Source organism: Prosthecobacter algae (genome assembly GCF_039542385.1).
GTDB classification, from domain to species: Bacteria; Verrucomicrobiota; Verrucomicrobiia; order Verrucomicrobiales; family Verrucomicrobiaceae; genus Prosthecobacter; species Prosthecobacter algae.
The window spans coordinates 86,125-111,057 of the sequence record NZ_BAABIA010000005.1; the positions used below are offsets into that span (position 1 = coordinate 86,125).

4 protein-coding genes are annotated in these 24,933 nt (G+C 56.2%); all 4 read right to left on the reverse strand.

Features of this window, described 5'->3' with window-relative positions:
• Nucleotides 1–15: 15 nt before the first annotated feature.
• Nucleotides 16–717 (reverse strand): Verru_Chthon cassette protein D, encoded by a 702-nt coding sequence (vccD, locus tag ABEB25_RS12715; RefSeq protein ID WP_345736786.1) that lies wholly within the window; start codon nt 715–717, stop codon nt 16–18.
• 22 nt (nt 718–739) lie between these two features.
• Nucleotides 740–1,849 carry a Verru_Chthon cassette protein C gene (gene vccC, locus ABEB25_RS12720; protein ID WP_345736787.1) on the reverse strand — a complete coding sequence of 370 codons (1,110 nt, stop codon included), beginning with the start codon at nt 1,847–1,849 and terminating at the stop codon, nt 740–742.
• 24 nt (nt 1,850–1,873) lie between these two features.
• Nucleotides 1,874–7,123, reverse strand: a complete 5,250-nt coding sequence (gene vccA / locus ABEB25_RS12725) for a Verru_Chthon cassette protein A (RefSeq protein ID WP_345736788.1) — start codon at nt 7,121–7,123, stop codon at nt 1,874–1,876.
• Between the two features lie 151 nt (nt 7,124–7,274).
• Entirely contained in the window at nt 7,275–24,923 is a 17,649-nt protein-coding gene (locus tag ABEB25_RS12730; RefSeq protein WP_345736789.1) for a beta strand repeat-containing protein, read from the reverse strand.
• Nucleotides 24,924–24,933: the final 10 nt, after the last annotated feature.

The following is a 24,933-nucleotide window of genomic DNA, read 5'->3' on the forward strand; positions in this document are numbered from 1 at the left end:
ACTTCTGAATGCAAATCACGGACGATAAACGCGGGTTCTGCCCGTGTAGGAGTCAATCTGCACACAATAATAGTTTGTCGGTGCCTCGTTACTTTGAGAATCCCTCGACTCGATCACCATGATGAAGCTTTTATTAAATTCTGGGATTGTGTAGGCTCGGGCGACATCGTTGGCATTCGCATCGGCATTTGTTGCAGAGGTCAGCATCCGCATGCTGCCATCTGGGTAGAAGCGCATGGCGGCATAAGAAACATCGCCAGCCGTGGCATTCCCTGGTGGAGTGAAAAGGTACTGCCCAGTCTGCCCTTCCACTTGCTGGACGACCGTCTGCAAGAGGGGTGACATCCTTTCTTGGGCAGACAAAATGATGCCAGACTCCAAGTAATATGGGTCGGAAATGGCTTTCTGTCCCCCACTCGGCAGGCTCTGCACCACCTGATAGGCATAAAAAGAGTTGTCGCTTGGATTGTCCGCCGTGCTGTCCACATAGCGGTAAAAACGCACTTCCACCTCGGATGATAACGAGACGGCGCTCTGTTGAGCAAGGCTGATGCGGTTGATCAGCGCATCACCCGCCGAATTCAGCCGGGTAGAGCGCACCACATCAATCAAGGCCGGAGCAGCCAAAGCGATCAAAATGGAGATGATGCCCACGACGGTGAGCATTTCGATGAGCGTGAAGGCCGACCTTCTGCGGCGCTGAGAAAAAGTTGTCATGTCTCAAAGGGAAAGATTTGGACTAGCTGCCCCACTTAGCTCCACGCATGGATACCGTGGCTGAAAAGATGCGGTAATTGACACGCCTGTCGGCCATAATATTGGCCACCTTCGTCATCGTGTCATTGAGGTTTTGCGCAGCATCCTGACCTTCAAGCGCTTGAGAAATAAGTGTGTCGAAGGGCGGGCTTTCGGGTGAGCTATTCTGGCTGAGCCTGTCGGCGCTTCCTTCATCAATGGCGATCAAAATCACTTTCACCAGCGAAGGCAGACGGTGCTGGTTTCCCTGCTTGGTCGGGGAAGCTTCCGTATCAACTGCAGAATCATAATTGAATACGGACTGGAATTGATTGCCAGCACCCGCACCCGGAACTTCCACCTGTGGGGCCACGATCAAAGCGACAATGTTGTCGGCAATGGGGCGGGTGAGGTTTTGGTTGATCGTTGTCGCGTTGGTATCCATCTCCACGCCTGCCTGTTCATACCAAGCAATGCTGGTATTAGCACCCGTCGGGGCTGCCGCCGCTGCGGGGTAGATGAGGTTCTTTTCGGCTGGGGGAGAGAACTCCATGAGGCGGTAGCGGAAACGCGGAATTCCTGGAGGCAGGATCTCTGGTCGGAAAAATTCATCCGATGTGTATTGCACAAAATAACCGCGACCACACAACAGACGGTCCAGACCCACATAGGAGGGATCATGGGCAACTCCCAGGGGTGCCTGGAAAAACACGGCATGTCCTGGTGAATTGGCCGCACTTGCCCCCTGCTGCAGGATGCCCTCGGCTGGACCACAGACAAAACGCAGATCCGATTTCCGCAGGTAATTCTGTGGAGCCGTGTTGCTCACGGTGTTTACCGAATCAGACAAGTACGAGTTGTCATAATCCACGTAAGAATTCAGCGTCGCTTGGCTGAGGTTTCTTGTGATGATGTCAAAGGCGATACGCGCCTCCCGGAACTGGCTGACCCGGGCATTGGACTTCGTCCATGTGCTCTGGACCGTCCCGATGACCTGAGCGCTGACCAGCAGCAGGATGATCAGGATGGTCATGGAGACGAGAACCTCCACCAGGGTGAATGCAGCCCTCCCTTTCCGGAGGGAGGCTAAAGATTGCGAATGTCGAAAGCTCATGGCCAATGGGGGGTAAGAAACAGATTAGGGAGCAAAACGTTTGGATTCGAGAACGCGGAAGCGGTAGTAGCTCTCAAGCGGCTTCAAGCTAAACGGATTGGCTGCCGAAGCATAATCCACATCGAGTCCCGCTTCCTGCATGTCCGTCTGGTCAATGTAACGCTCGACCAGGAAAGATCCGCGGAACTCGCCGACGGGGAGGTCCAGGGCAGGATCAAACTGATTGGCGGCCACAGAACGACGGGCTTTGCGGATGGCCTGGGCCCGCACATGCACCCGGAAGGTGTTCGAGCGGGTGGTGAACTTGGAATACAAGTTTGCGTAAGGCTTCTCACGGGTGTTGTCGCCCGTGGAGCAATGGGCACTCCAGAACCGAGCCATGGCGTCCCTGCGTTTCGTCGGAGTATCGACCGCAGAGGCCGAGACATTACCCTCAGCCGGCACGCCCGGAACCTCGCTAGGAATCAGGTGAATCTCGCAAAGTTGGGAAGCTGTGCGGAAAAGCCCACCACGGAAACCATCCCCCAAGTTCGGCGAGAAGTTAAATCGCTCCTCAAACTGGCGAAGTGTACCCTGAACCAAGTTGTCCTTGGTATTGGCGGGGTCCCACCAAAGCCTAGCACCAGCCCGGAACTGATCCACCACGATGGACCGGTGCCAATATTTGTTGTCAGCCTCACTGCGGAAGATCGGTGCAGAAGAGCCATTGGTACCCCAGCCTGTGCGGACACTTTTCGACTGCTCATAGTCCCCATTAGGCAAGGCCGCCATGATTTCACCCTTCATGGCTGCATGGACGGCGGTAGCACGGCGAATGTGCGTGAAGGGCATCATCTGGTAGTTCAGGTTGATCTTGCCCGCCGTGGATAGAGACTCGCTGATTGCGTAAGGCTCGACCACCGGCATCCAGAAAAGGTCCAGGAGGTAATGATCGGGCGGAGACGTGGCACCTGGATGTGTCGGGGCTGCATTGGAAATGCCTCCCGTCACAGGGTTGAGGTAGGTTACGTAAGGTCGGAACAGGAGGTTCGTCCATGCACCGTTGCCATTCGCATCCCAGATACGTGATGGCAGAGAACCCATGACCACTGGTGAGGGAACCATGCGGTTCGGCGAGAAGTAGTTGCCCTGACCGCTGGCAAAACGGGCCGACTGGCTGTTTGACCGGAAGTAAGTGGACCGCCATTTCTTGGCATCTGGCCAGCCGGTAAGCCTGAAATCACCCACCGAGTAGTTGCCTTCATCCACTTTGTTGATGAAGGGGCCAATGCGTCCACCTGGATCGGAATCATCAAAGTCATAATAACGCTGGATCGAATCAGCGGCCAGCCGGGTATGAGGCAAATCCGGCGTGCGGCCTGCACCCAAGCCATTGGTACCATCCAGAACTACACTTTTTGGCAATCCCCGTACATCGGTGTTCACGGCACTGTCCGTCACGCTGGCTGAACCGCGATCAAATCCTGGCTCAGTCCCGGCTGTGTAGGAGGAGAAGTTATGGGCCGTGTAAACATCTTCATTGTTCCAATAGCGGTGGGGCGTCCAATCCGTAGCAGGAACGATCTTCTTGGCCGCAATGATACGCGGATCGCCCTGAGCGGGCATTAGGGTGCGCACGACATCCGAACCAAAGTGCCATGGCCGGTCCCAGTTAACCAATTCGCGCGCGTCTTCATTGCGCAATTGAATGTCTTGAACGCCGTTTTGAGGATCATTGAGCGGCCCGTAACCAATGGCAGCCAAACGGTTGGTGCGGATGAGTTCATTTTGCTGAAGCTCCACACCGATGTAGTTAGCGGCATCTTTGCCGTAGATAAGGGCGACCGCTCCTGGCACACTCTGATTATTGTTACCAGCCACGCGTGGATCATAAGCACGGGTATTGGTCTGAATGTTAACGTTATCCCAACGGTAGAAACGGCCTCTAATGCCACGGGTGGTCGTTGCTTGTTCAACGTCGATGCGATTACCAGCATCATCAAAACGGGCCAAGGCACCATCCCGGCTGAAGCTCCACCAGCGTGGTGCCTGGATGGCTGGGTGGTTGTAAGTGCTGCCGTCGGTATTGGTGTAGTTGACGGTATAGGAGCCTGCCGTGACAATGTCAGGAGTCGGGGAAGACCCTTCACTCAGCCGGAAATTGATGATCTGCACGGGCTCCTCATTGGTATTGGCCTGAACATGGTGGTCGTAAATCCTAATCGTCATTTCTGAGGATGAGAAAGTGAGCTTCTGGTTGTGATTGACGGTGAAGAAGCCGGAAACCAAGTCCATGTTGACCAGCCCAGAATGCACCTGGCTCGTCGCGTTTTCATCATAACCTCCATCTGCAGGCATGGTGGAACGACTGCTCACACGGCGTCCCAGGGCCACGTTGCGGAAACTGGCGAAACCACCGATTTCCGGGTGGCCATCTGTCTCATACAAAGGACGCTCACTGCGAAGGGCCACGGCATCATTGGTGGGGAAAATGGCGCGACCATTGACTTCAATGCTGTTCAGATTTGTAACCACAATGGTGTAATCTGGATTGATCTCCGTGTAGGCGGCCGAAGGGCAGAAGAACTCAAGCTGCAGAAGAGCCTGCACGCGTTTTTGATTGATGGCCAGTGGCGTATCAAAATCCAAGGTCCAGTTCCAGTTGCGCCAGTCATACCCTGGATGCAGGCGGTAATAACGGCCATAGTTAGGGCTGGTTTCCGGTGCGGCAACGCCTGTCGTTCCATAAAATCCGGCCTGCTGAGGGTTACGCAGGGGGGGGTAATTGGAATAATAACGTTCCTTGATCATGTTGGCGGCTGGCGTGACGCCATCCGGCTGGGTAGTGCCATTTCTCCAGTGGACAGCATCCACATTGGTGAGGCGAGCTGTGCCGCCATCAAAACCGTTCGGGAAGCCATGCAAGATGTGGAACCCTTCCAGATCTTCTTCACGAACGCGGAGGGCTGTGCGGCCACCGCTGACCACTGGAATGGCCGCCTGGGCAGCGGCATCCAGATTGCCAGGAGCAATGGCCGGAATTCTGAAATCACCTGGCTTTGCCGTCGGACCGGTCTCAAGGGCAGGAATTCTCCAACTATACATGTCGGGCTGGCCATCGGCGGTACAAATGAACTGAAGCCCGATTTCACTCAGAGAGATGAAGCGGCCAAAACCCCGAATAGCCTCAGGGGGCACCGTGGGACTTTTCCAAGTGGGGTGCTCCGAAGGTGTCACCTGACCGTGACCAGGCAGAAAGCGATCTGCAAAAGGATCCGCCAAGTTCGTGGCGTTGGAGGCATTCCGGACGACTCCAGGCGTGAATGTTTTGAACTGACCCTGTTGCGTATCCCGTATTTTGTAAAGATTTGTCCAAGCCATGTCGTTGCTCTGAAGCCAGTTGCTGCGGCTCTGGGGCACCATGAAGCTATCATAAAGATTGGTGCTGCGGATGTAGTCAAACATGCTCACCAGAAGCTGGCGCGCATTGTCCACTCCGAGTTTTTCGCTGCTCTTGAAAGACTTGGCCGTGGCATTGCCTTCCTCTGAAGCGGTTGGGAAAGGCTGGTCCAGAATCTTGTCGAGCATGCTCAACAGCTTGCCGTTCCGAGACAGATTGATGTCAGACTTGGCACCACTAGCCGAGCCGACGATCGTCGCAGAATTTTCCCGCTGAAAGATGTAGCTGTTGCCAGTGTCGGGATTGCCATTGGTCCCCAGGCGGGAACAAAATTCCATGAGTTTGTCGAAGCCAGTGCGTTTGTCGATCGAGTGAGACACGGGCCACATGGCGATGCGTGGAAGGCCGAAAAGGTTGATCTCACTGCCTCGGCTCTGAGCTGTGAGGAAGGCGCTCGAACGCTCCAGACTGGTCTTGTTAAACAAAGTCACGCGGTCATTGACCTGGGCGGAGTTGAGGATACGACGTCCGGCATTAGCCCCCTGGGCAAAGAGCAGCTCATCCACGCTGGAGTAAAGACGCTCTCCCATGGCCACGGCAATCGCAGAGGCATTATTGGTATCTCCGGTGACCGTTCGATAGTCATCCTGCTCGAAGGTGGTGGTCCCCGCCTTGCTGCCGCCGGTGTGAATGCGCGGCATGATTTCATAAAGCCGCTCTTTGACAGCAAGGATAGTTGACTGCTCTGTGCCGGAGACCGGACCCCGAAGGCCATAGGTATCCAGGCTGCGATTTTCATCCTGAAGTGGGTTCGGGTAGAATACGCTGCTGAGGGCAACAGTCGCAGGATGGCCAGGGAAACGTTGATATTCGCTGCGTGCAGGTGGAAAGTCGGCCCAGCGGTGGTCACGCTCATGGTAATAGATCGGCAGACCGGCATAGGTCGGCTCAGCAGCGGTGTTGATGTTGATCTTGCTGGTTTCGTCGTCCGTCCAGAATGCGACACGACCGACGATGGGATTGGCTTCGGAAGGGACGCCATACTGCTCATTGGCATCCACCGAAGGCCCCTGACCCAGGCCACCTTCCGCGCTATTGAGCACGCGGAACTCCAACGAGTCTTCCAGCAGGTATCCGACAGCGCCGTCTTTCAGCACATACAGCCACTGGACGGGCATCGCCAAACGCAGTTGGTCAATCCCGGCGCCAGCGCCGGTAGGCTTGATAATGGGCTGTAAAGCATCGCCCACGGCACCGTCGCCAATGTTGTTAGAGTTGATCTGCGTATTGGTGTCGTAAGAGAAGCCTTCCACCGGCACCTCGGCGTTGGTTGGGTCAATGTCCTGACCAGCGCGCGGATCAATGATCGGGAAAAAAATCTGGGCATTGTCCTGGTTCGTCTGGGCTCCCGTGACCACGCCTTTGATGACGGGATCATTCATGTCCACGTATCGGGCGGCATTTCTGACGTCGTTCCAATTGCTGGGTGGCTCTGACTGGCTCACAAACTCGCGTTCCCGGACATTCAGACCACCGCCCGCACCTCGAAAGATCATGTCCTTGTCAGAGAAGAGCTTGTAGCCAGCCAGGAATGCGCCACTGGCAGCGTATTTACGGACGGCACCGGGCTGGGTGGCATGGATCACTGGCACGCCCTCGCTTTCACGGGCTGCACCAGAACGAATCTGGGCGATGACCATGTTCACAGCCGTATCCGCAAAGCGGCGCGAAGCCTGGGAAGCGGAGTAAATGTTCGTGGCCTTGTTCTCAGTGTCTGCAACACTCAAGAAGGCCAGGATAACGATGGTAGCCAAGGCGAGCATCGAAAGAACGATGATCAAGGCTAACCCTTGGTGACGCCGGGCGTCTGCAAGGAAGAGGCGGATGTGTTTCATGGCAGTAAAAGGGGGGAAATTTATTTCTTTTTTTCGATTAAATCGGAAACACGAAATCTTTTCAAGTCATTGCTCAGTATATACTTCGTTATTACAGTCGATTTTTGCCCAAAAAAAGCCCCTGGAGGATTATTCCTCCAGGGGAAGGGGTTTAAGGAGCAGGTGAAAACAGCACCTGATTGGAAATCAGCGGCACTTTTTCATTCGAGCGTTTCACCATCAGGTAGTAACCGACGCCACGTAGCCCTTCGTCCGTCCTGACGATGAGACCCTGGTAGGCCGCCGTGCGTTTGACCAGCTTGCCCAGGAGAAGCTGCTGGACCATCACCGTGCCTCTGATGGCCCCGGTCTTGGCCGTGACAGTCAGTGTTGTCCCGTAAGGGTTCACATTGATTCCACCCGAGATTTGCTTCGGCACGACCACCGTGTTTTTCGCGGTCACATCCACCTTGTCCGTGCTGCCGGGGTACGGCAGGTTGGGGGTCATCAGCGGCCCGATGCCTTCGATGCCATCCTGAGAGAACAACAACGTGGCATTGTCTTTGTTATCAGCCTCTACCAGAGTCCGGGCAATGCCCAGAATCAGCGGGAACGGACCGACATCATCACTGTGGACCGGTTTGCGCGTCGGATCTTCGTAGGCACCGCCAGTCACCGTCAGGGTGATGGGGCCGAAGCCTGCCAGATAGCTGGTGGCCTTTGGATTCGGCGGGCAACTCCAGGTCGGCGCCGTCCCAGGGCTGGCGGAGATGATGTTATCGGCGTATTTGCCGTCATCCACCTTATTAAGGGTGATCTGGCCCACCAGCGATCCGCGAAGAGGCGCTTTGTAAAGAGCCTGATACATCACAATCTCTCCATTCGGGCCCACAAACTGAGCCCCGGTGATGGTCTGGCCATCCGCAGTTCTGCCGACCATGCTAAGGCCACCCAACGCATTCACCGTGAAGGAAGCATAGCTGTCTCCCTGCGGAATAGTATCAGCCGACGCGTCCGGAGGCATGAGGGCAAAGGTGTAGTAACCGGAAACAGGGGGTTTTTCGACCGGTGAATCAGACACAGCCAGCTCGTTTAGATACGGATTGGCAGGCAGGTTCTTGGACCACTTGTTGCGCCAGCCCGTGAAGGCGACCTCCAGGTCCACAAATTCGATCTGACCGTCCACTTCCTGCTGGACCGTCGTGCTCAGGGAAGCCGAAGCCAGGCGATTCTGGTCAGGATTCAAAGCGAAAGTCAGCGTAAGCGGTGGCGGCACAGGCTTGCCCGTGCGTGCAATCGTGATCGTGGCATTGGGTGACTGTGGGACACCCGTGTCAGGATCGAGATCAATATCGAGGATACCTTTGAAGGCGTGAATATTGCCCCCGAGCGTGACTCTGCCGGAGAAGGTTCCCAGGGCGGTGACCGTCATGTCGAAGCGACCGCCGAGTTCGCCATTGAGTTCATCCCGTGGAATCCAGCCTGCGAAGACACCCACTGCCCCTTCAGGAATGGCCTGGACGGTCAGAACTGGATTGATCGGATCGGTTTTGGAGGTGCCCAAAGCATTGATGGCCGAAACCTTGACCGCGAATGCGCCAGCCTTGGTAGGGCGACCGGTAATTTTGCCAGTCTTGGCATCCAGTTTCAGACCCGCAGGCAGACCTGCGGCCGCATAGCTAACAGGGGTTTTGGAACCGTCCACACCGAAGTCCACAGGGATCTGGTACTCGAAATCTGACCCAACCATGGCGAATGGGAATTCGATCTCTTCCAGGTCTGCGCCTTCCGTGTAAACCTTCAGGTGATGAGTACCTGCCATGCGAACAGCAGGATCTCCGACACCCGTGATCTCGCAGGCATAGGTGCCGCGGTCTGCCACTTCGACGTTGTTGATGGTCAGGGTCTTGGTCGTGACGCCAGTGAAGTCCAGCAGATCTTCTGCAGGGATGTCCACAAAGACACTGTTCACCAATCTCTTCCATTTGTAACCGATGGTCACTCCCTTCGGTCCCATGGCAAGGACCGTCATGGTGGCCTTCGTTTTGGGTTTATTGGAAGCTGGCAGATTGACGTCAGGATTGGAGGCCACCACCACCTGTCCAGTTCCAGGAACCGAGAGGGTAGGTTTGGTGACGTTCACGTTTTTGGCCTCGACGGTGAATTCCCCGGCGAGCGCTGGGGTGATGTTTTCGATCCGCAGGGTGGAAACCAGCACGGTGCCATCCAGCTCTTCCGTGACGGAGATCTTCGAGGTGACGCCGCCAACTACAGTGTCGCCCAGTTTGATAGCGCCTTTGTTGCGCTTCCACACCACGGTGCGGCCCGTCTGGGCACCGCCCACGCGGGTGATGAGTTCCAGATTTTCACCCTGAACCAGCGTGTAAGATTCAGGCTGAAGCTGGATGTTTGGCACACCTTCCACCACCGAGATGGAGGCGACAGCACTAGGAACAGTGCCGACCGAGTTGGTGACTTCCACCCGCACTTCGTCACCGTTGTCATTATTGGTGATGCCCGCGATCCTCAAGGTGCTGGCCGTCTCGCCAGGGATGTTTGCAAACACACCACCTGCCTCGCGGCGCTGCCATTGGTAGGTCAGCGTCGGCGTGCCTGTGGCAATCACACGGAAGAAGGCGATATCGCCCGTGCTCACCTGCACCGAAGTAGGGGGAGATGTGATGACCACCGGATTGTTAACGGTGAGTGACACCAGGTTGCTCACAGGGCCGTTGCCAGCAAGATTGCTCGGGACGACGTTGTAGTTGCTGTCCTCATCACTTTCCAGCAAGCCCGTGATGGTCAGGGTGGAGAAGCCCGTCTGAGCATCCGAGGTCACGGAGAAACGACCGCCAGAGTTGATGTTCGTCGTACCGCGTCTCCATTGGAAAGCGTAAGGAGGCGGGCCGCCGTTGATCAAATCAAGCTGCACGGTGAAGCTGACAGAGCCATTCGGATTGGCCGACTGAGGCAGAGGCTGCACCGCGATGACCGGAGGATCGTTGACGGTCAAAAGCACTGGGTTGCTGGTTGCCGTGAAGGCACCTTCACCATTCGTCACCACCACACGATACAGACCTTGATCTGCCTCAAAGATGCCGGTCTTCGAGAAGGTGTTGGTGAGCTGACTGCTGCGGACAGGATCGCCGATGTTCTCAAACGCACCGCCATTAATGCTTCTCTGCCACTGATAGACAAACTGAGGGCTGCCAGCGACGGTGACACTGAAGTTCGCGATGGTACCAAGACCAGGGTTGACGGCGATAGCCACAGGCTGGGCCGTGATTTCCACATCGTCGGTCAGGCCGGTGATGCGAATCACACCCTGGCTGAGCAAGGTGGAAGTATCCCACAGATACTGTCCAGGAAGCCTCACGTAATCCGAGAGGTTTCCAGGACCGAAGGTGAGAGATCCTGTCAGATCCAGAATATCAAACGAAGTGTTGATTGCAGGGTTGTAGCCGGCAGCCAACTGCACTAGCAGGCGTCCGGTTTCCGTGATGTTCACGGAAGTGCCCGCAAGCTTGGTAAGATTGTTGGCACCGAGGGTGAATTCGACCACGGAATTGGCGCCCACGGTGAGAGGGCCACCGAGAGTCAGTTTTTCCTCAGGAGAGGTGACAGTCGGATCACCGATGCGCAGGGTGGCGCGGGTTTCAATCCCCGTGCCTGTGCCTACCAGTTCCACAGGTCCACCGATGCGGCCAATGCCACCCAGGACTGCGCCCGCATTGACACGGACAGTGCCAGAACCGGTGGCAGAGCCCGTAGTCACATTGGTGTTCATCACCAACAGAGTGCCTTCATTGACGCTAACGCCACCATGGAAGGTGCTGTTGTTGCCACGCAAGGTGACGACGCCTGTGCCGGTCTTCACCAGGGAGAGAGAATCGGCTGGCAGCGGATTATTATTGCTGTCCAAACCAGCCGTGCCACGAGCTTCCGTGATGTTGCCATTGATGCTGACTCCATAGCCAGAGAGGATGTTGGAATCGAGATTCAGCTTCTGGATTTCAGCGATCTGCGCCTGATTATCACGGAGGGTGATGTCACCTGTGAAGGTGGCATTGCCGGTGGTCATGGAAGTGGCAGAGCCAAGGCTCATGCTGCCAGCACCCTGACGGGCATTGACATCAATGGCTTGGGAAATGGTCAGGCCGCTGACGGCAGTGCGGAGGGAGAGATCTCCATCGGCGACATCACGAGTCCAAAGGACTGGCGAATTGTTCAGATCACTGACTTGGCTGGCAATAAAGTAGGCTTCACCAGCATGCGTGCCGTTGGTGACACGGGCCTGAGTGCCATAAGTCAGTTCGGCCAACTGATCGAGCTCAGGTGCGCGGACAAGGTTCATCGTGCCGTCAAGCTGAAGGCCCGCGCTGTAAATGACTTGGTAAACTCCGTTCCAAGCGGGGTTTTCCAGTTCGTCTTTGACCAAGATCAGGGTGCCGACGTCGGCTTCCGTGAAAGTGCGACCATCAATGGTGGTGTCGATTTCCACAAAAGCTCCAGGACCGCCAGCGTTGCTGAAAAGTCCGTTATGAGTGGCGTCGAAACGGCCTTTGTCACGGGTCAGACTAAAGCCTGTCGTGGCGCGATCCACCGTGAGCGTCTGGGCCCATAGCACAGGCGAAGTGTTCACCGTCTTCACCAAGCTAGCGAGGAAGTAAATCTCATTGGCTTTACTGCCTGTCTGGACACCCACCTTGGTGCCATAGACAAATTCGTTCAATGCATCCAGGGCGGGTGCACGGACAAGATTCATCGTGCCTGCAGGCTGCCCATTGGGGATGCTCACAAGGTAAACGCCGTTGCGCTCAGGATGGGCTAGCTCATCCTTCACCAGGACGAGGCTGTTAATATCACTGGTGGTGAAGGTGAAGCCGTCCACCACATTGGCCACATTCACAAAGGTGCCCGCGCCCAGCCCGGCATCAAAGGAGCCGCCGCCAGCCAGCACGCTGGTGCCGGAGGTCGCCCGCAGAACGGAGACCTGCGGATTGGTGAGGAAAGGGTTGCCATTTCTGTCACCCAGATCCACCCGGCCATGCCAGGCAGGATTGTTAATGCCGCTGGTATTGATGCCCAGCGCGGTGCTGCTGCCCAGCAGGAGATTACCTGTGCGAATGACCACGCGTGCACTGCCGTTGTCCTGCTCGCCCAGTCCACCGCCAAAGTTGTTGTTCGAGCTGTTGATGACCAGCGTGCCGTCAGTATTCAGGCGGAAGCCGCCCGAACCTGTAAGGGCACCCGTGACCGTGACCGTGCTGCCATTTTCAGGAGAGACAATGGCCATGCCGTCCAGGTTCATCCCACCAGACAGGGTGGTGTCGCCAGTGAAGGTCAGTTTGGAATAGCCTGAAGCATCCGTCAGATGGACAAATTTCAAACGTCGCTCGTCGAGTTCCTCATTGAAATCCTGGTAGCTGATGCCGGGAACTCCATCTGTCATGATCATGCTGGTGTAACGGCCGACGTCGTTTGCCGAATTCACGACAATGATCGGCTGGCCCCAACTGCCGGTGGGCATGCCCGAGGCCGTGTTGGCCCGCACGTATTTGAGGTCCTTGCGCGTGGCATCATAGTAGGCCACAGCGGGTGTGCCTGCAGCCGTGGTAGGCTGGCCGTTGACGACGGTAAGGCTAGGATATTGACCAACGATGTCCTGGCCAGGCGATGCTGCATTGCCACTGTCCAGCAATTGAGGAGCTCCAAAGGCTGACTCGAAAGAAACGCCAACGATAGGCTGCGTCACGCCAGCGCCAAAGTTGCTGGTAAGCCCACCGACATGGGTGGCGTGAATATAATAGAGACCACGGGGAGCCGTTGGAGGATTATTTGTGTTCTTGTAGTAAGCGATGCCGGGGAACCCATTGACGATTTCCAATGAGAGATGGCCACCGCCAGTGCCGATGTTCTCCAGGATTTCTGGCGTACTCCAGGCATCACCAGCAGAGTCATAGGAGAGGATGTATTTCAGGTTGCCATTTTGCTGATCGTAGTAAGCGATGGCAGGGTTGCCCAGGTTCGAAAGCGTGGTGATGGTGGCCGTGCCATTGGTCGGGTTTTCCACAATGATGTCACCACCGATGTTGGCGATCTTCATGGATGTGCCCTCGCCAACATTAAGACCTCCTGCACCATCCAGCCGCCGGGAAGGAACCCAGTCGTTGCCATTGACATCCACGGCACGAACGTAACGAAGATCGCTCTGGGCGACATCGTAGTAAGCAATGGCAGGAACCCCGTTCACAGGAGAACCGGTGTTTGCTGATGCAAGGGAGGTGAACTGGCCGCGGTCATTGACTTTGCGAAGGAAGCTCACATCCTGCGTTCCATTCACATTGAGACGGCCCAGCATGTGCTGCGTGCCTCCACCGATATTGCTGAACAAACCGCCGACGACCAGCTTGCCATCCGTCTGCTGGGCAATGGCCCGGACTTCATAGTCGGGGTTGGGCGCGAAAGACGTGTCCACCGAGCCGTCTGGATTAAGATTGGCGAGGAAATTGACCGAAGTCTGGCCAACCCCAGAGAAGATACCGAGCACAGCGATCTTGCCACTAGCCAAGAGACGCATGCTGCGGATTTCGGCATTCACTTCCACCCCATAGGTGAAGTCCACTTTGCCATCAGGCAGCAGACGGGCCAAACGGTTGCGCGTAAAAGTGGTGCCAGAGCCTGTGCCGACCAGGGTGCTGAAAAGGCCACCGACATAGATGTTGCCGTCCCCGGCCACCACGATGCCACGCACGACGTTGTTGGCATTCGGGTTAAAGGCCTGAAGGACGCCGGCCGAGTTGACTCGAGCCAACCGATTGCGGGACTGGCCACTGACGTTCAGAAAGCTACCGCCCAGAAGCACGCTGCCATCGGCTTCGAGAGCCAAGGCGAAAATTTCACCGTCCACGTTCGGGTTGAAGGCATCTGCGATGCCTGCGCTCGTAAGACGAGCCAGACGGTTGCGACCGCTACCACCAATATTAGAGAACACGCCTCCTACCAGCAAGCTACCATCCGGCTGCAGAAGCAGGGTGCGCACGGTGTTGTCAGCATTTGGATTGTAACCAGCATCCAGCGCTCCAGAACTGGAGAGGCGTGCGATGTTGTTACGATCGGTTTCGGTCTGCCCCGCACCGCTGCCTTTCACTTTGGTGAAAGCACCGGCAATGATGATGCTGTCATCCGACTGAATGACAATCGCACGGACCTCACCACTCACCGTAACATTGAATCCAGTGTCCAGCACGCCTGTGCTGCTGAAACGTGCGAGACGGGTCTGCGCCACACCATCAAATTCCGTGAAGGTGCCGCCCACGACTATCTTGCCATCGGACTGGATGCCGATGGCGCTGACAGGACTGGAATCCGCAATGACGCTGGCAGCCCAGAAGACCCCGCTGCTGTCTGTGGAACGAATGTAGCAGAGAGTGCCATTGGTAGCGTCATAGTAGCTCACGGCTGGAGTGCCGTTGATCACCGAGAGGGATGGATATTTGCCCACATCGCCACGGGAGGCGAGAGTCACAGGCGGAAGCCACGTGTTCCCACGAGCGTCGGCCGCGCGGACATATTTCAGATCCTGCGTACTCGCATCGTAATAAGCAATGGCAGGATTGCCATTCACCAGTGCCATGGAGGAGTGAGTCCCCAAGTCGCTGGCGGAAGTGTCCACCGTGCCACGAGCTAGCCAGTTTGGGCCGCGGGAATTGACATTGCCCACGTTGATGTTTTTGCTCACATTACCGCCTTCAACAGCCAGCTCAATGGCGGCATTTTTCGAGGTGTTGGTGTTGCTGGTACCCAGAGATACTGCGCCAGCGCCGAGTCCCAAGACATTCGGCACATTGGCCACCACCAGACGACCGTCGGAGATCTCAATGCCGCCCGTGTGGGTGCTCTGACCACTGAGACGCAGGGTGCCCTGGCCAAATTTGATGAGCTTGCCCACCCCGGAAAGTGTGCCGGACAGCTCGCCTTCGATGTCAGCAGGACCATTGTTGACCCGCACGACTTGGCTGAAGCTTCCGAGGTCAATTGGATTGACGATGGTCACTTTGTGAGTGGCATCCGACGCGCCCAAAATCAGGGAGGAGCCGTCCGTGACGAATCCATCATTACCAAATCGCAGACGGGCACCCGCACCGCCGAAATTCACCAACCGATTAGAACCGTAAGCAGCAAAACCGCCGCTTCCTTTGAACTCGATCTGATTCGCCGCCGTGCCGAGGTTACGGGTGAAATCTCCTGACCCCAGACCGATGACGCCATCCTTGACGATGATGTGGCTGGATGTTGCAAGGGGAGCCGAAGTGGAAATGCCACCAGGAAGGGCCGTGGCCGAATCCAGGCGCAGAACACCGCCATGAACAAAGGTGTTGCCCGTATAAATATTCGTACCAGACAGGACTGTGGTGCCTGTGCCGCTCTGGACGAAGTTGGTCGTGGAACGGAAAATGTAGGTTGCGTCAATATGGGTGGTGAGCGCCGGCTTGCTGAGCACAATCTGATTCAGCAAGGTAACCGTGGCGACCACGAAGGTATCTGTCTGTAGGCCGGGACCAGTCACTTCCATCCCTGGATGGATGCGGTTGAAGATTTGAAAGGCCCGTCCATTGGAGTTCAGGGTCGTCTGACCTGCTTCAATGCTGCCTGCACCGAGGGCGGGCAACCCAGCCCTTGGCAATTCCAAGCGCAGAACGTTATCTACAATGTTGGCTCCAATGGTGAAGTCTGAAGACGGATTGTAGTTATGGACGATAAAATCACTGCTGTCACCTGCGGCGGCCACGCCAGTGATGTTGCCGGGGCCAACGATGTTTTTGCTGCCACCGCGGACGTTGGAGGCAACCAGGATAGCCCCCGAGGTGAGTCTCATCGTACTATCTTCATCAATGGTGATCGTGCTGTCCGCATCGCTGTAATAACGCAGCGTATTAAGCTCACGATCGCGGCCAAACTCTACATTCACAGAATCATCCTCTGGCTTGTTCGGATCTACAAGACCCACACGGCCAAAAAAGGTGCGCTTCTGCTCAAAGAGATAGGCTGTATCGGAAAAGTCTCCGGTGCTTTCCTTCGTCAGAGTGATGGTGAAAGTAATGGGATCCAGGGATTCAATCTGCGTATCGGCAGGAATACCGAGACCAAAAACGCTCATGCCCACCAGCAGTCTGTTAAAATTGACCGTCTGGACTGGAGAGACCAGCAGGACTTTGCTGCCAGTAGTTGCCGTGATGCCAGAGGTGAAGTTGACCTGCAAAGTGCCGCCTTCAGAAGCATCCACCGCAGTACCTGGCTCGACGGTGCCCCAATTGTTGGCATTCATGAAGAAGCTGCCAAGATCGTGCAGGAAGAGGGAGTCTGCCGAGACCACACCAGCGCTGGTCAAAGAAATAGAAGCGAAGTTGTTCACTCCAGGCGTGCCGGTATCGGCCGTGTTCTGGTAAACTGCCCATGGCAGAATCTGCGCACGATCAAAAAGATTGGTATTCAAGATGATGTTGGCGGCACCGGAATTGGTTTCCGGATTTTCCACAAAATGCACCGTGCCTCCCGAAGCACGAAGGACACGGGTCGTTTCCTCCCCACCCATGAGGGTCAGAGTGGTGGTGCGCGCCTGGGCCCCGATTCTCAGGTTGTTAGGATCAAACCCAGAAACGCTTGTGGCGATGACTTTGGAGGCCCCTTCATCTACAAAGAGAGACCCCCCGAAAGTCTGGCCCGAATTGGTCTCAGCCGCGCCGCGCACTTCGAAGATACCCCCTGCGAGACGCAGGCTAGCCAGACCATTTTGGCCCAAGTTGGAAATGTTGCCTGAACCAGGTGCTGGATTGAGATCCACCAATTGGACCCGTAGCTTACCTTCATCCACCTTGATTTCGTTGAGGCTGCCACCGCCGCGCATTTCCAGTGTCCCTGAACCGGTTTTTTCCAATCGGTCAGAGGCCCCGATGGTTCCGGAAAGAGAGATAGAACCATTAAAAATAGAGGTGGTCTTTTCATGACCAATGTCAATGCGAGCAAAGTCAGTGATGGTGAAGTTGCGGTTGTTTGAATTGTTTTCACCGATGTACTGAAGAGTACCACCATTGAAGACCAAATTAGCTGCGGTATTGGTCGAGGCACCCAAGCTGCCAGCGATGCCTCCGTCCGTCAGATTTTGCGCCCGGAGCACCCCGTCTGCAATGAAAGTGACCCCATTGTAAGTGTTGTTCCCGCTGAGGATCAACGTACCGCCACCCAGTTTCTGAACACCCACGGAAGGGGTGAGCGTAAACTCAGAGACAATGCCCTCAGGTTCCGCATTGAAAAAGTGGTTGGTATTGAGGGTGATGTCCGATTCATTGACGATGCTACCCACCAGAGCACCCGCTGGGATACCGGGGCCGGAGATCGGCATGTTAATGTAAATGTCGGAGGTGGAAAGAGCCCCAGTGATTGGGTTGACCACGCCATTGATGCGGTTCTGGGTTGTCGAGCTCTGAGTAGTGCCGAAACGTTTGATCTGATTGCCTGCCACCGTGAAGGTCAGCTCCACACGCGTGTCGCTGTTGGGTCCTTCATTGTTAAGACGCACGGTGTTGCTATCCAAAATCGCAGCGATGACGGTGCTCCCAGGAATACCAGGGCCAGCGACAGTGGCGCCGACTTCCAGACCGGCCGTGGTCGTCAGACCGCTGATGATACGACGGTTGCCACTGGTGAGGCGACCGCGACGAACGACGGGATCGCGATTGAGAAGAGGCACACCAATCACAAGGTCCCCCTGCTCATTATACTGATGGATCATGAAGTCGCGCAGGTTGCCCTCATTGAGAGTGGCAAGGCTGCCGCTACCGATGATGCTGGAATCATTCGCACCGACAGTCGGAGAAACCAGGATGGCCCCCGTCTGCAAGGTGCTGATGCCGCCAAACTCATTGCCACCACCCAAGGTGACAGCGATCGGGGCGCTAGAGGCAAATCGCAGTGTGTAGGTGGAGCTGCCTTCCTGCACATCCGTATTGCTCACCATGTTGGTGTTGGCATTTTCCTGCCAAGAGTTGGCGGAATAGACGCTGTTGACCTGCACCAGGCCGTCCAAGCTGTTGGAACCATTGCGGGCCCAGCCGAGTTCTTGGCTACCATTGTCGTTGGTGCCACCCTGAAGCAATTGGGGGCCATAATCGCCGGGATCCAAAATGAGGTCACTGCCCGAAGACGTGACGCTCAGGTAATTCCGCACAACTATATCGGTGCCATTCACAAAAGCCACGATGTCATTGGCGCTGCTCTTGGTGGTGGTGGTGATGATCCGGTAGATCAGGGGCGTGGCGGGCGTGATTTCCGGGGGTACCGTGAGCTGAGAGGTGATGTTTCCAGCGACGCCTGAATTATCGATTTCAACACGGAAAATGTCGTTGCCCAGAGCACCGGGATAGATGTCTGGATTGGCCATGAAGACCAGGGTGGATGGACCTGCACGCTGTGGCTGGTAGGACGCCACTGTGTGCACATCTCCACCAGCACCTCCTGTGGTCAAAATATCAATAGGAGGGCCAGCAGGTGTTTCTGAAAGCTTGAACCGGATGGCAGACGCGCTGACCACGTAATAGGTTTTGTTTGGAAGCAGCGGCGATGGCAGACTGCCTGTAGTTGTCAGCCGGACGGGGCTGCCATTGGCCAGATAATGCACCCCAACCGGCGTAGGCGTCAGCAAATCCGTGGAGACGTTGGCGGTAAAATTACGGCTAACCGTCCCACGAAGGGTCCAGCTTGCATTGACCACGGCATCCCGGATGATGGCCCAACCGCCGAGAATATTGTTGATGTTGAGATTGTCCACCGTCGCGATGCGAGCGAGGTCAAAGTAGAGGGACGAACCCTCTGCTCTTGAAATTGTATTGAGACGGATCGTGCTGGTGCCGCTGTCCCGATAGATCTGGTTGGCTCCGGGCTGGATGCTCAAATTGTTAACCACCTCCTCGTGGCTGCCGCCTTGCAGTCTCAGAATGCCCCCACGGCGACCGCCACCGAGAACGAGTGTGGCAACATCCACAAGCTTAGAATTGTTGTTGATACCGTAATCCAGAATCAAGGTCCCAGCCTGAACCGAGTATGTGCGACGATTGCTGTCCAGTTCCGCAAGGCTTGCATCCGGCTGGGTGGGCGTAATAGTTTCACCCCGCATGCGGATGATCCCTTCACCCAACTGGGTCAGGGACCGTGTGCCGATGACGTTGCCATTCAGGACAAGTTCCGAATTCGCACCAACCGTAAACGTGGTGTTGGCCTGGACGTCCAGATTGCCAGCCCAAGTCGCCGTTGTTTTTGCGGGCACGGATAGGGCACCACCCTGAAAAGTGAGCGTCTCATGGGTCATGTAGTCCACATTGCGCAGTTCCAGACGACCGCCGATGATGTTGACTCCCGAAGTGGAAATGCCAGGACCTGAGGCAGTGTAGATGATGTTGCCGGTGGAATTGCTAGTCAGATTAAGCGCGGTTCCCCCAGGTGTCGGGGCAACTTTGAAAGTCGTGCCTGTGGCATTGACGACGTAGTAAGTCTCATAAGTAGTGATACCCCCAGGCAGCGTCGCGCCCGTCTGCGCGTTGGTGATAGTTGCGCGGTTTGGAAGACCGTAGCTAAAGACGACAGCAGTGCCGTTGATGAGATTGCCGCTGAAGGTATCGGACGCATCCAGACCGACCGTTGAGGCCACAGACTGAATGTTCGGAACAAAAACCACATTGGCCGGATAGATGGGGATCTCTTCGAAATCCTCGTTGAACGTTTTCAGAGCAGTCAGCTTGACGGCGGTTGTGCTGCCAGGAGATGTCGCCACCTGGAAAGTGGTGCCATTGGACGCGATGACGTAGTAGCGTCTGTTTGCCTGGAGCCCCACAGGAAGGATGGTCTCATAAAATTTCGGGAAGGTCACTTCCGTGCCATTCGGGATATCACCCGTCAGAGTATTCGCTGGATCAAGGCCCACTGTGGTCGGAATACCGTTGCTGGTGCCGAGAGTGTCGTTGCCAAGAACGGCGAGAACGCCTTCCTGCTGAGTCACCGCGCCGCTGAAGTTCGCAGCCGTGCCGAGAGCCCAGGTTCCAGGGCCTGCCTTGAGCAAAGAAGTGGCTTCAGTGGCAGACTTGTCTGAAAGCTGAAGCTGGAATTCATTATCCCCTGTATTGACCCCGCTGAGGGTCAGAGTGCGTGAACCTGCACCGACGAGACCAACAGGCTGGCTGAGGTAACTTTCCTCAAACTGGGTGCCTGGGTAGAGAGTGAAGGCGGAACCCAAAATCACACGGGCGGCCTGGTTCAGACCGTTGGCCACCAAGGTGGCGGCATCGATGCCAGCACCCATCGAGAAAGAACGGTTGGTGAACTGCTGGCCACGGGGAGAAAACGAGAGGGCACCTCCATCAATGAAGATTTCAGAGGCGTTTCCACGGCTGCCTTTGCCAAGAGCCGACTGCCCACCGGCAAAGGTGATGGTCGTCACATCAATCACACCTTCGAGGATGCTTACATCGCCGGTAAAGTCGCTGTCATTGCTGGTGAGGGCCAGACGGCCGGGGCCCGTTTTGACGAGGTTCAACTTGCTGCTGCCACCGTTATTGAGCCGACCGTTGTAGGTCTCATTGATGGGCAGTTGTACGGTCAGCGTCGAAGGATTGTCTTGCTCTGTCCCGGTGCCTGTAGGGCGGCTATGACCATTGCTGATGGTCGAACTGGCAGTCCCAGCGAGGCTGAGCAGCGTTTGGTTCGTTCCTTGGAAACGCAACTGAGCGTTGTCGGTCATGTTCACCTTGATGCCGGCCGTGCCCAAGGCACTTTCAGAGAGGAGATTCACCGTCGCCGAGTTGATGGTGATCGTGTCGGTGAAAGCAGAGGTGTTGTTGTAAGTGTTATTGCCGTACAAAGTGAGCTGACCGCTCAAGATGCGGATATCACTGCTAAAATTGTTATTGCCAAAGAACTCCACTCGGCCGCCTTCCATGAAAAGGCCGTTCACGTAGTTATTACCATAGATCAGGGCCTTACCGTCATAAGTACCTTCGGTCTTGATACCGCCGCCGTAGTAGTTTTCGGAATCTTCATCGCCCAGAACCAGGGAGTTGAATTCGCTGATTCCCACATTTGAGCGCACAGCCAACTCAACCACGCCCGTGGCATAAATCGGGTTGGTGATGGTGACGTTCACCACCTGGGTGATGTTGCCAGCAGTCTCAAGCCGGGGACTAGGATTGATGTGGCCAATTTCAAGACGGCCACCCGCATCACCAAAAGTGATGCCGCGATTGCCATCGGTAATCATGTAGTCGTTAAAGTCGGGCGAACGCACTCCGGCAGTCCCAGCGATAGAATCGCGGCCAAACTGCAACGTACCGCCATTGATCTGAAGATGGGCGGCCTGGAAGGTCGATGGATCCGTGCCCAGGTTGGTATTGGCACGCAGACGAAGGATGCCGTTGTTGACCACCGTAGGACCCGTGTAGGTATTTTGAAAAGTCAGCGGCATGACCAGAGTCCCTGGCCCGGATTTAACGAGGCCCACGCTGCCGCCTTTGAACGCCACCGGATTGGCGTTCGAGGCCGCCAAAGCTGCCGTAGGCTTCTTGTTGAGGGTTATCGTCGTCACACCTGCCTGGGTGCGGTCCACCGCCGTGATGACGGTGCCTGGAGGCAGGTTGGCATGGGTGACTTCCATGCCGACCTGAAGCACCGTGGCCGTGTTGATCGGCACCGTCATGGTAAAGCTGTCTGCTGGCATCGTCACCACGTCAGGCGCTCCCTGGCCGCGGAATTCCAGGATGAAGTCGCGCACCGCCGTATTCAGGGTCAGCGCACTGGCCGTCGTGGAATTGGCAGTCGTGCCCGTGGTGACAAAAAGCTCGGCAGGAGTGCCGATCGGAGAACCAACCGTGAGATACCCCGTGGAGCCGGAGCCAGTGATGGTATGGCTGCCGTGGTTGGCCAGCAAGCCTCCCGATTCGATGGAGAGAATGTTGGTGCCTAGAGTCACCGCACGGTTGGCGGCAGCCGCCCCATCCGCTGTGGTGGCCTGGATGTTCAGAGAGTTGATAGCCCTTCTAGCACTGAGAGTCAGGGTGGTGAAGTTAGACGCACCCGTCATTTTAACATTTCTGTCGAAAAACCACTGATTGGCCTGGTCGGTGGCGGCAAGCGTTACCGCATAGTCCGTTTCAAGAAGGCGGGTCACCCCATTGGCCCCATATTTGACGAATTCATTGTTGGCCCAGGCCCAGCCGCCAATGATGCCATTGTCCAGCGTCACTCCGCCATTGATCAGGATCTGATTGCGGGTGTTGGTACCCAAGGTGTTGGTCACGGTGCTGGTGACGGTGCCCACAAGTTCACGGCCAGAAAATTCGACGGTGCTGCCATAGTTGCGAGCCAAGGAGGAAAACCGGAGGGCCGAAGTACCCCCGGCACCTGCTTGGTAAGCATTGATCTGCGACTGCCCCTGGTTGAGGGTCAGTGCGCCCAACTGCTCAGAAAAGGTATTGGTCGTGCCGTCGTTGATGAATTCGATCACCCCACCCTTGAGGTTGATGTTGGTGCCATCTGGCAGGCGGTTGGTGTTGTTTGAGTAACGGTTATTGACCAGATAAAGACCGCCGGCAACGGGCGTCGCACCGACAGTCGCTGGGCGGCCAACGATGGTCAGATTTGGCAGGGTGCCGTTGATGACACCATCCGTATGGCTCGAGTAAGCGAAGTTAAGGCCCGAGCCAGCAGGAATGTTGGCCGACTTGCTGAGAGTCACCACACGGTCCACCGGATCAATGGCGGTCACGACAGTATCGGCCTGAATGCCACTACCAGTCACCCGCATGCCCACCACGATGGAGGAACTGTTGGTGATGGTGACTGTGGAACCGGATGACGTTGGTCCAGAGGTTTTGGCAATCGCAAAATCGCTTTCCAAACGGAGATCCATGTAACGCAGCTTGACGTCGCCATTGATGGTGGCCAAACCATCCTGAAAGAACGATGTTTCCTTATCGCCACCGGTGAGGACGGTACCGCGGACGCTGATGGTGCTGCCTGTATTGGCGTAACGACCTGTGGCATCAATGCCTCCGACGATCGTGGTGCGGCCCAGCAAGCTGACATTTCGGTTCAGGCCCGAGTCGCCGGCCACGACAAGCGAACCGCCAATCTTGCCTCCATCTGTCGCCCCAGCTCCCATGAAATTAAGCGTGCCGTTACGTACGGTGAAAGATCCACCGATGAGGTGGTTTTCAGATGCGCTTCCGCCGAGGTTCAGGATGCCATTGCCCATTTTTTCCACATTGCCGCTGCCTGAGATGGTCAGGTTCTGGGGCACCGGGGCGCGAACGGGGCCCGAGCCGTCGGGGTCATCAAAGGTCTTGGTAAAACCCCAGGTTCCCGTGTTGTCGAAAATCAGGGTTCCATTGTTCACCACATCACTGCGGAAGTTGGTAGCCTGACGAAGGATGGTCGTGCCGCCGGTCACGGTGAGACCACCCGTGAAGATCATGTTGCCACCCTGAAGGGTCAGCGTACCGGCACCTTCTTTGGTAATGCCAAGCCCGCGTGTGCCTGCAGTGCCGTCAGCATCCGCCTGCTGAAAGTTGTTGCCGCTGTTGTCGCGGATGAAACCAGTGACATAGGAGTCTGCATTGCCAGCGATTGTCAGCCTGGAGGCCGTGAAGATCCCTTCCGATTCACGGTTTTCAATGACCGCCAGACTGCCGAGGTCCAAAAGGCGACCCACCGTTTCATTGACGCCCATCAGCTTGAAATAATTATTGCGACCGCTGCCAGCAAAGCTGTCAAACGTGAGGGTGGCCGTGTCCAGGATCTGATCGTCGTTGCTGCGGCCTGCAAGTAGCTGAAGCACGGCATGACCGGAGGTGCCGCGGGAGGCATTACCGATGGTGATGTTTCCTCCCACCGCACGACCAGAGCTGGCACCCAGCTCCACCTGGGCTCCCGTATTCGTGGTGCCACGGTTCCACAACACAAGGTCAAAGTTGCTCCCAGTATTGTTCCCCGTCAGGGACAAAGTGCCGTTGCCATAACTGGTGATGGTATTGCCATTGCCCGTGATCGTGTTGCTCAGCGTCAGCCGTGAAATCGTCGCTCGGATGTTTAGCTGGTCGTTGAGCGTAACGGGTGCCGTGATGGAATCTGTGATACCAGTGATTTTATTGACAAACGCCCCACCCCCATCGCCGCGGTTGTTAAAAGTCAGGCTGCCCCCGGTTCCAGACGCGAAAGTGTAGGTGTTACTGTTATTAAAAAGGTCCCCCAAAACCATTTTCCCAATGGTGCGATTGCCATCCAAATTAATGGTGCTGTTGACGCCCAAGTCCGTGTGAAAATTCACGGTGGAGCCTATTCCGCCAGGAGCCGGAGGAGAAATGGTGACTGTAGGAGTCCCAGTGTAACCTGACCCCTGGTTAGTTATCGTGATAAGATCCACGCGCCCGTCCGCAGTAATAGTAGCAGTCGCAGTAGCGCCAGTGCCACCACCAAGGGTGATCGAGACCGTTGGCACAGCCAGATAACCCGCCCCATTTTTTTGGATGCTAATCGCTGTAATCTTATCACCAACTCGTGTGGCAGTTGCCACCGCCTGAATCATCTGCGTCTGCGTGTATCCAGCAACAGCCTGCTGCCAACTGGTGGTCGCTGTGTTGGTGTTGGAGGAGGCATCCACCTTGGTCAATGAGGCACCCTGCCCGAAAACGGGCCCTTGAGCCATCAAGACCAGACTCAGGGCTGGCACCAGCCTGAGGGCTGCACGCAGGACTCCAGAGGAAGCGGGGTTAGTTTTCATAAGCAAGGAG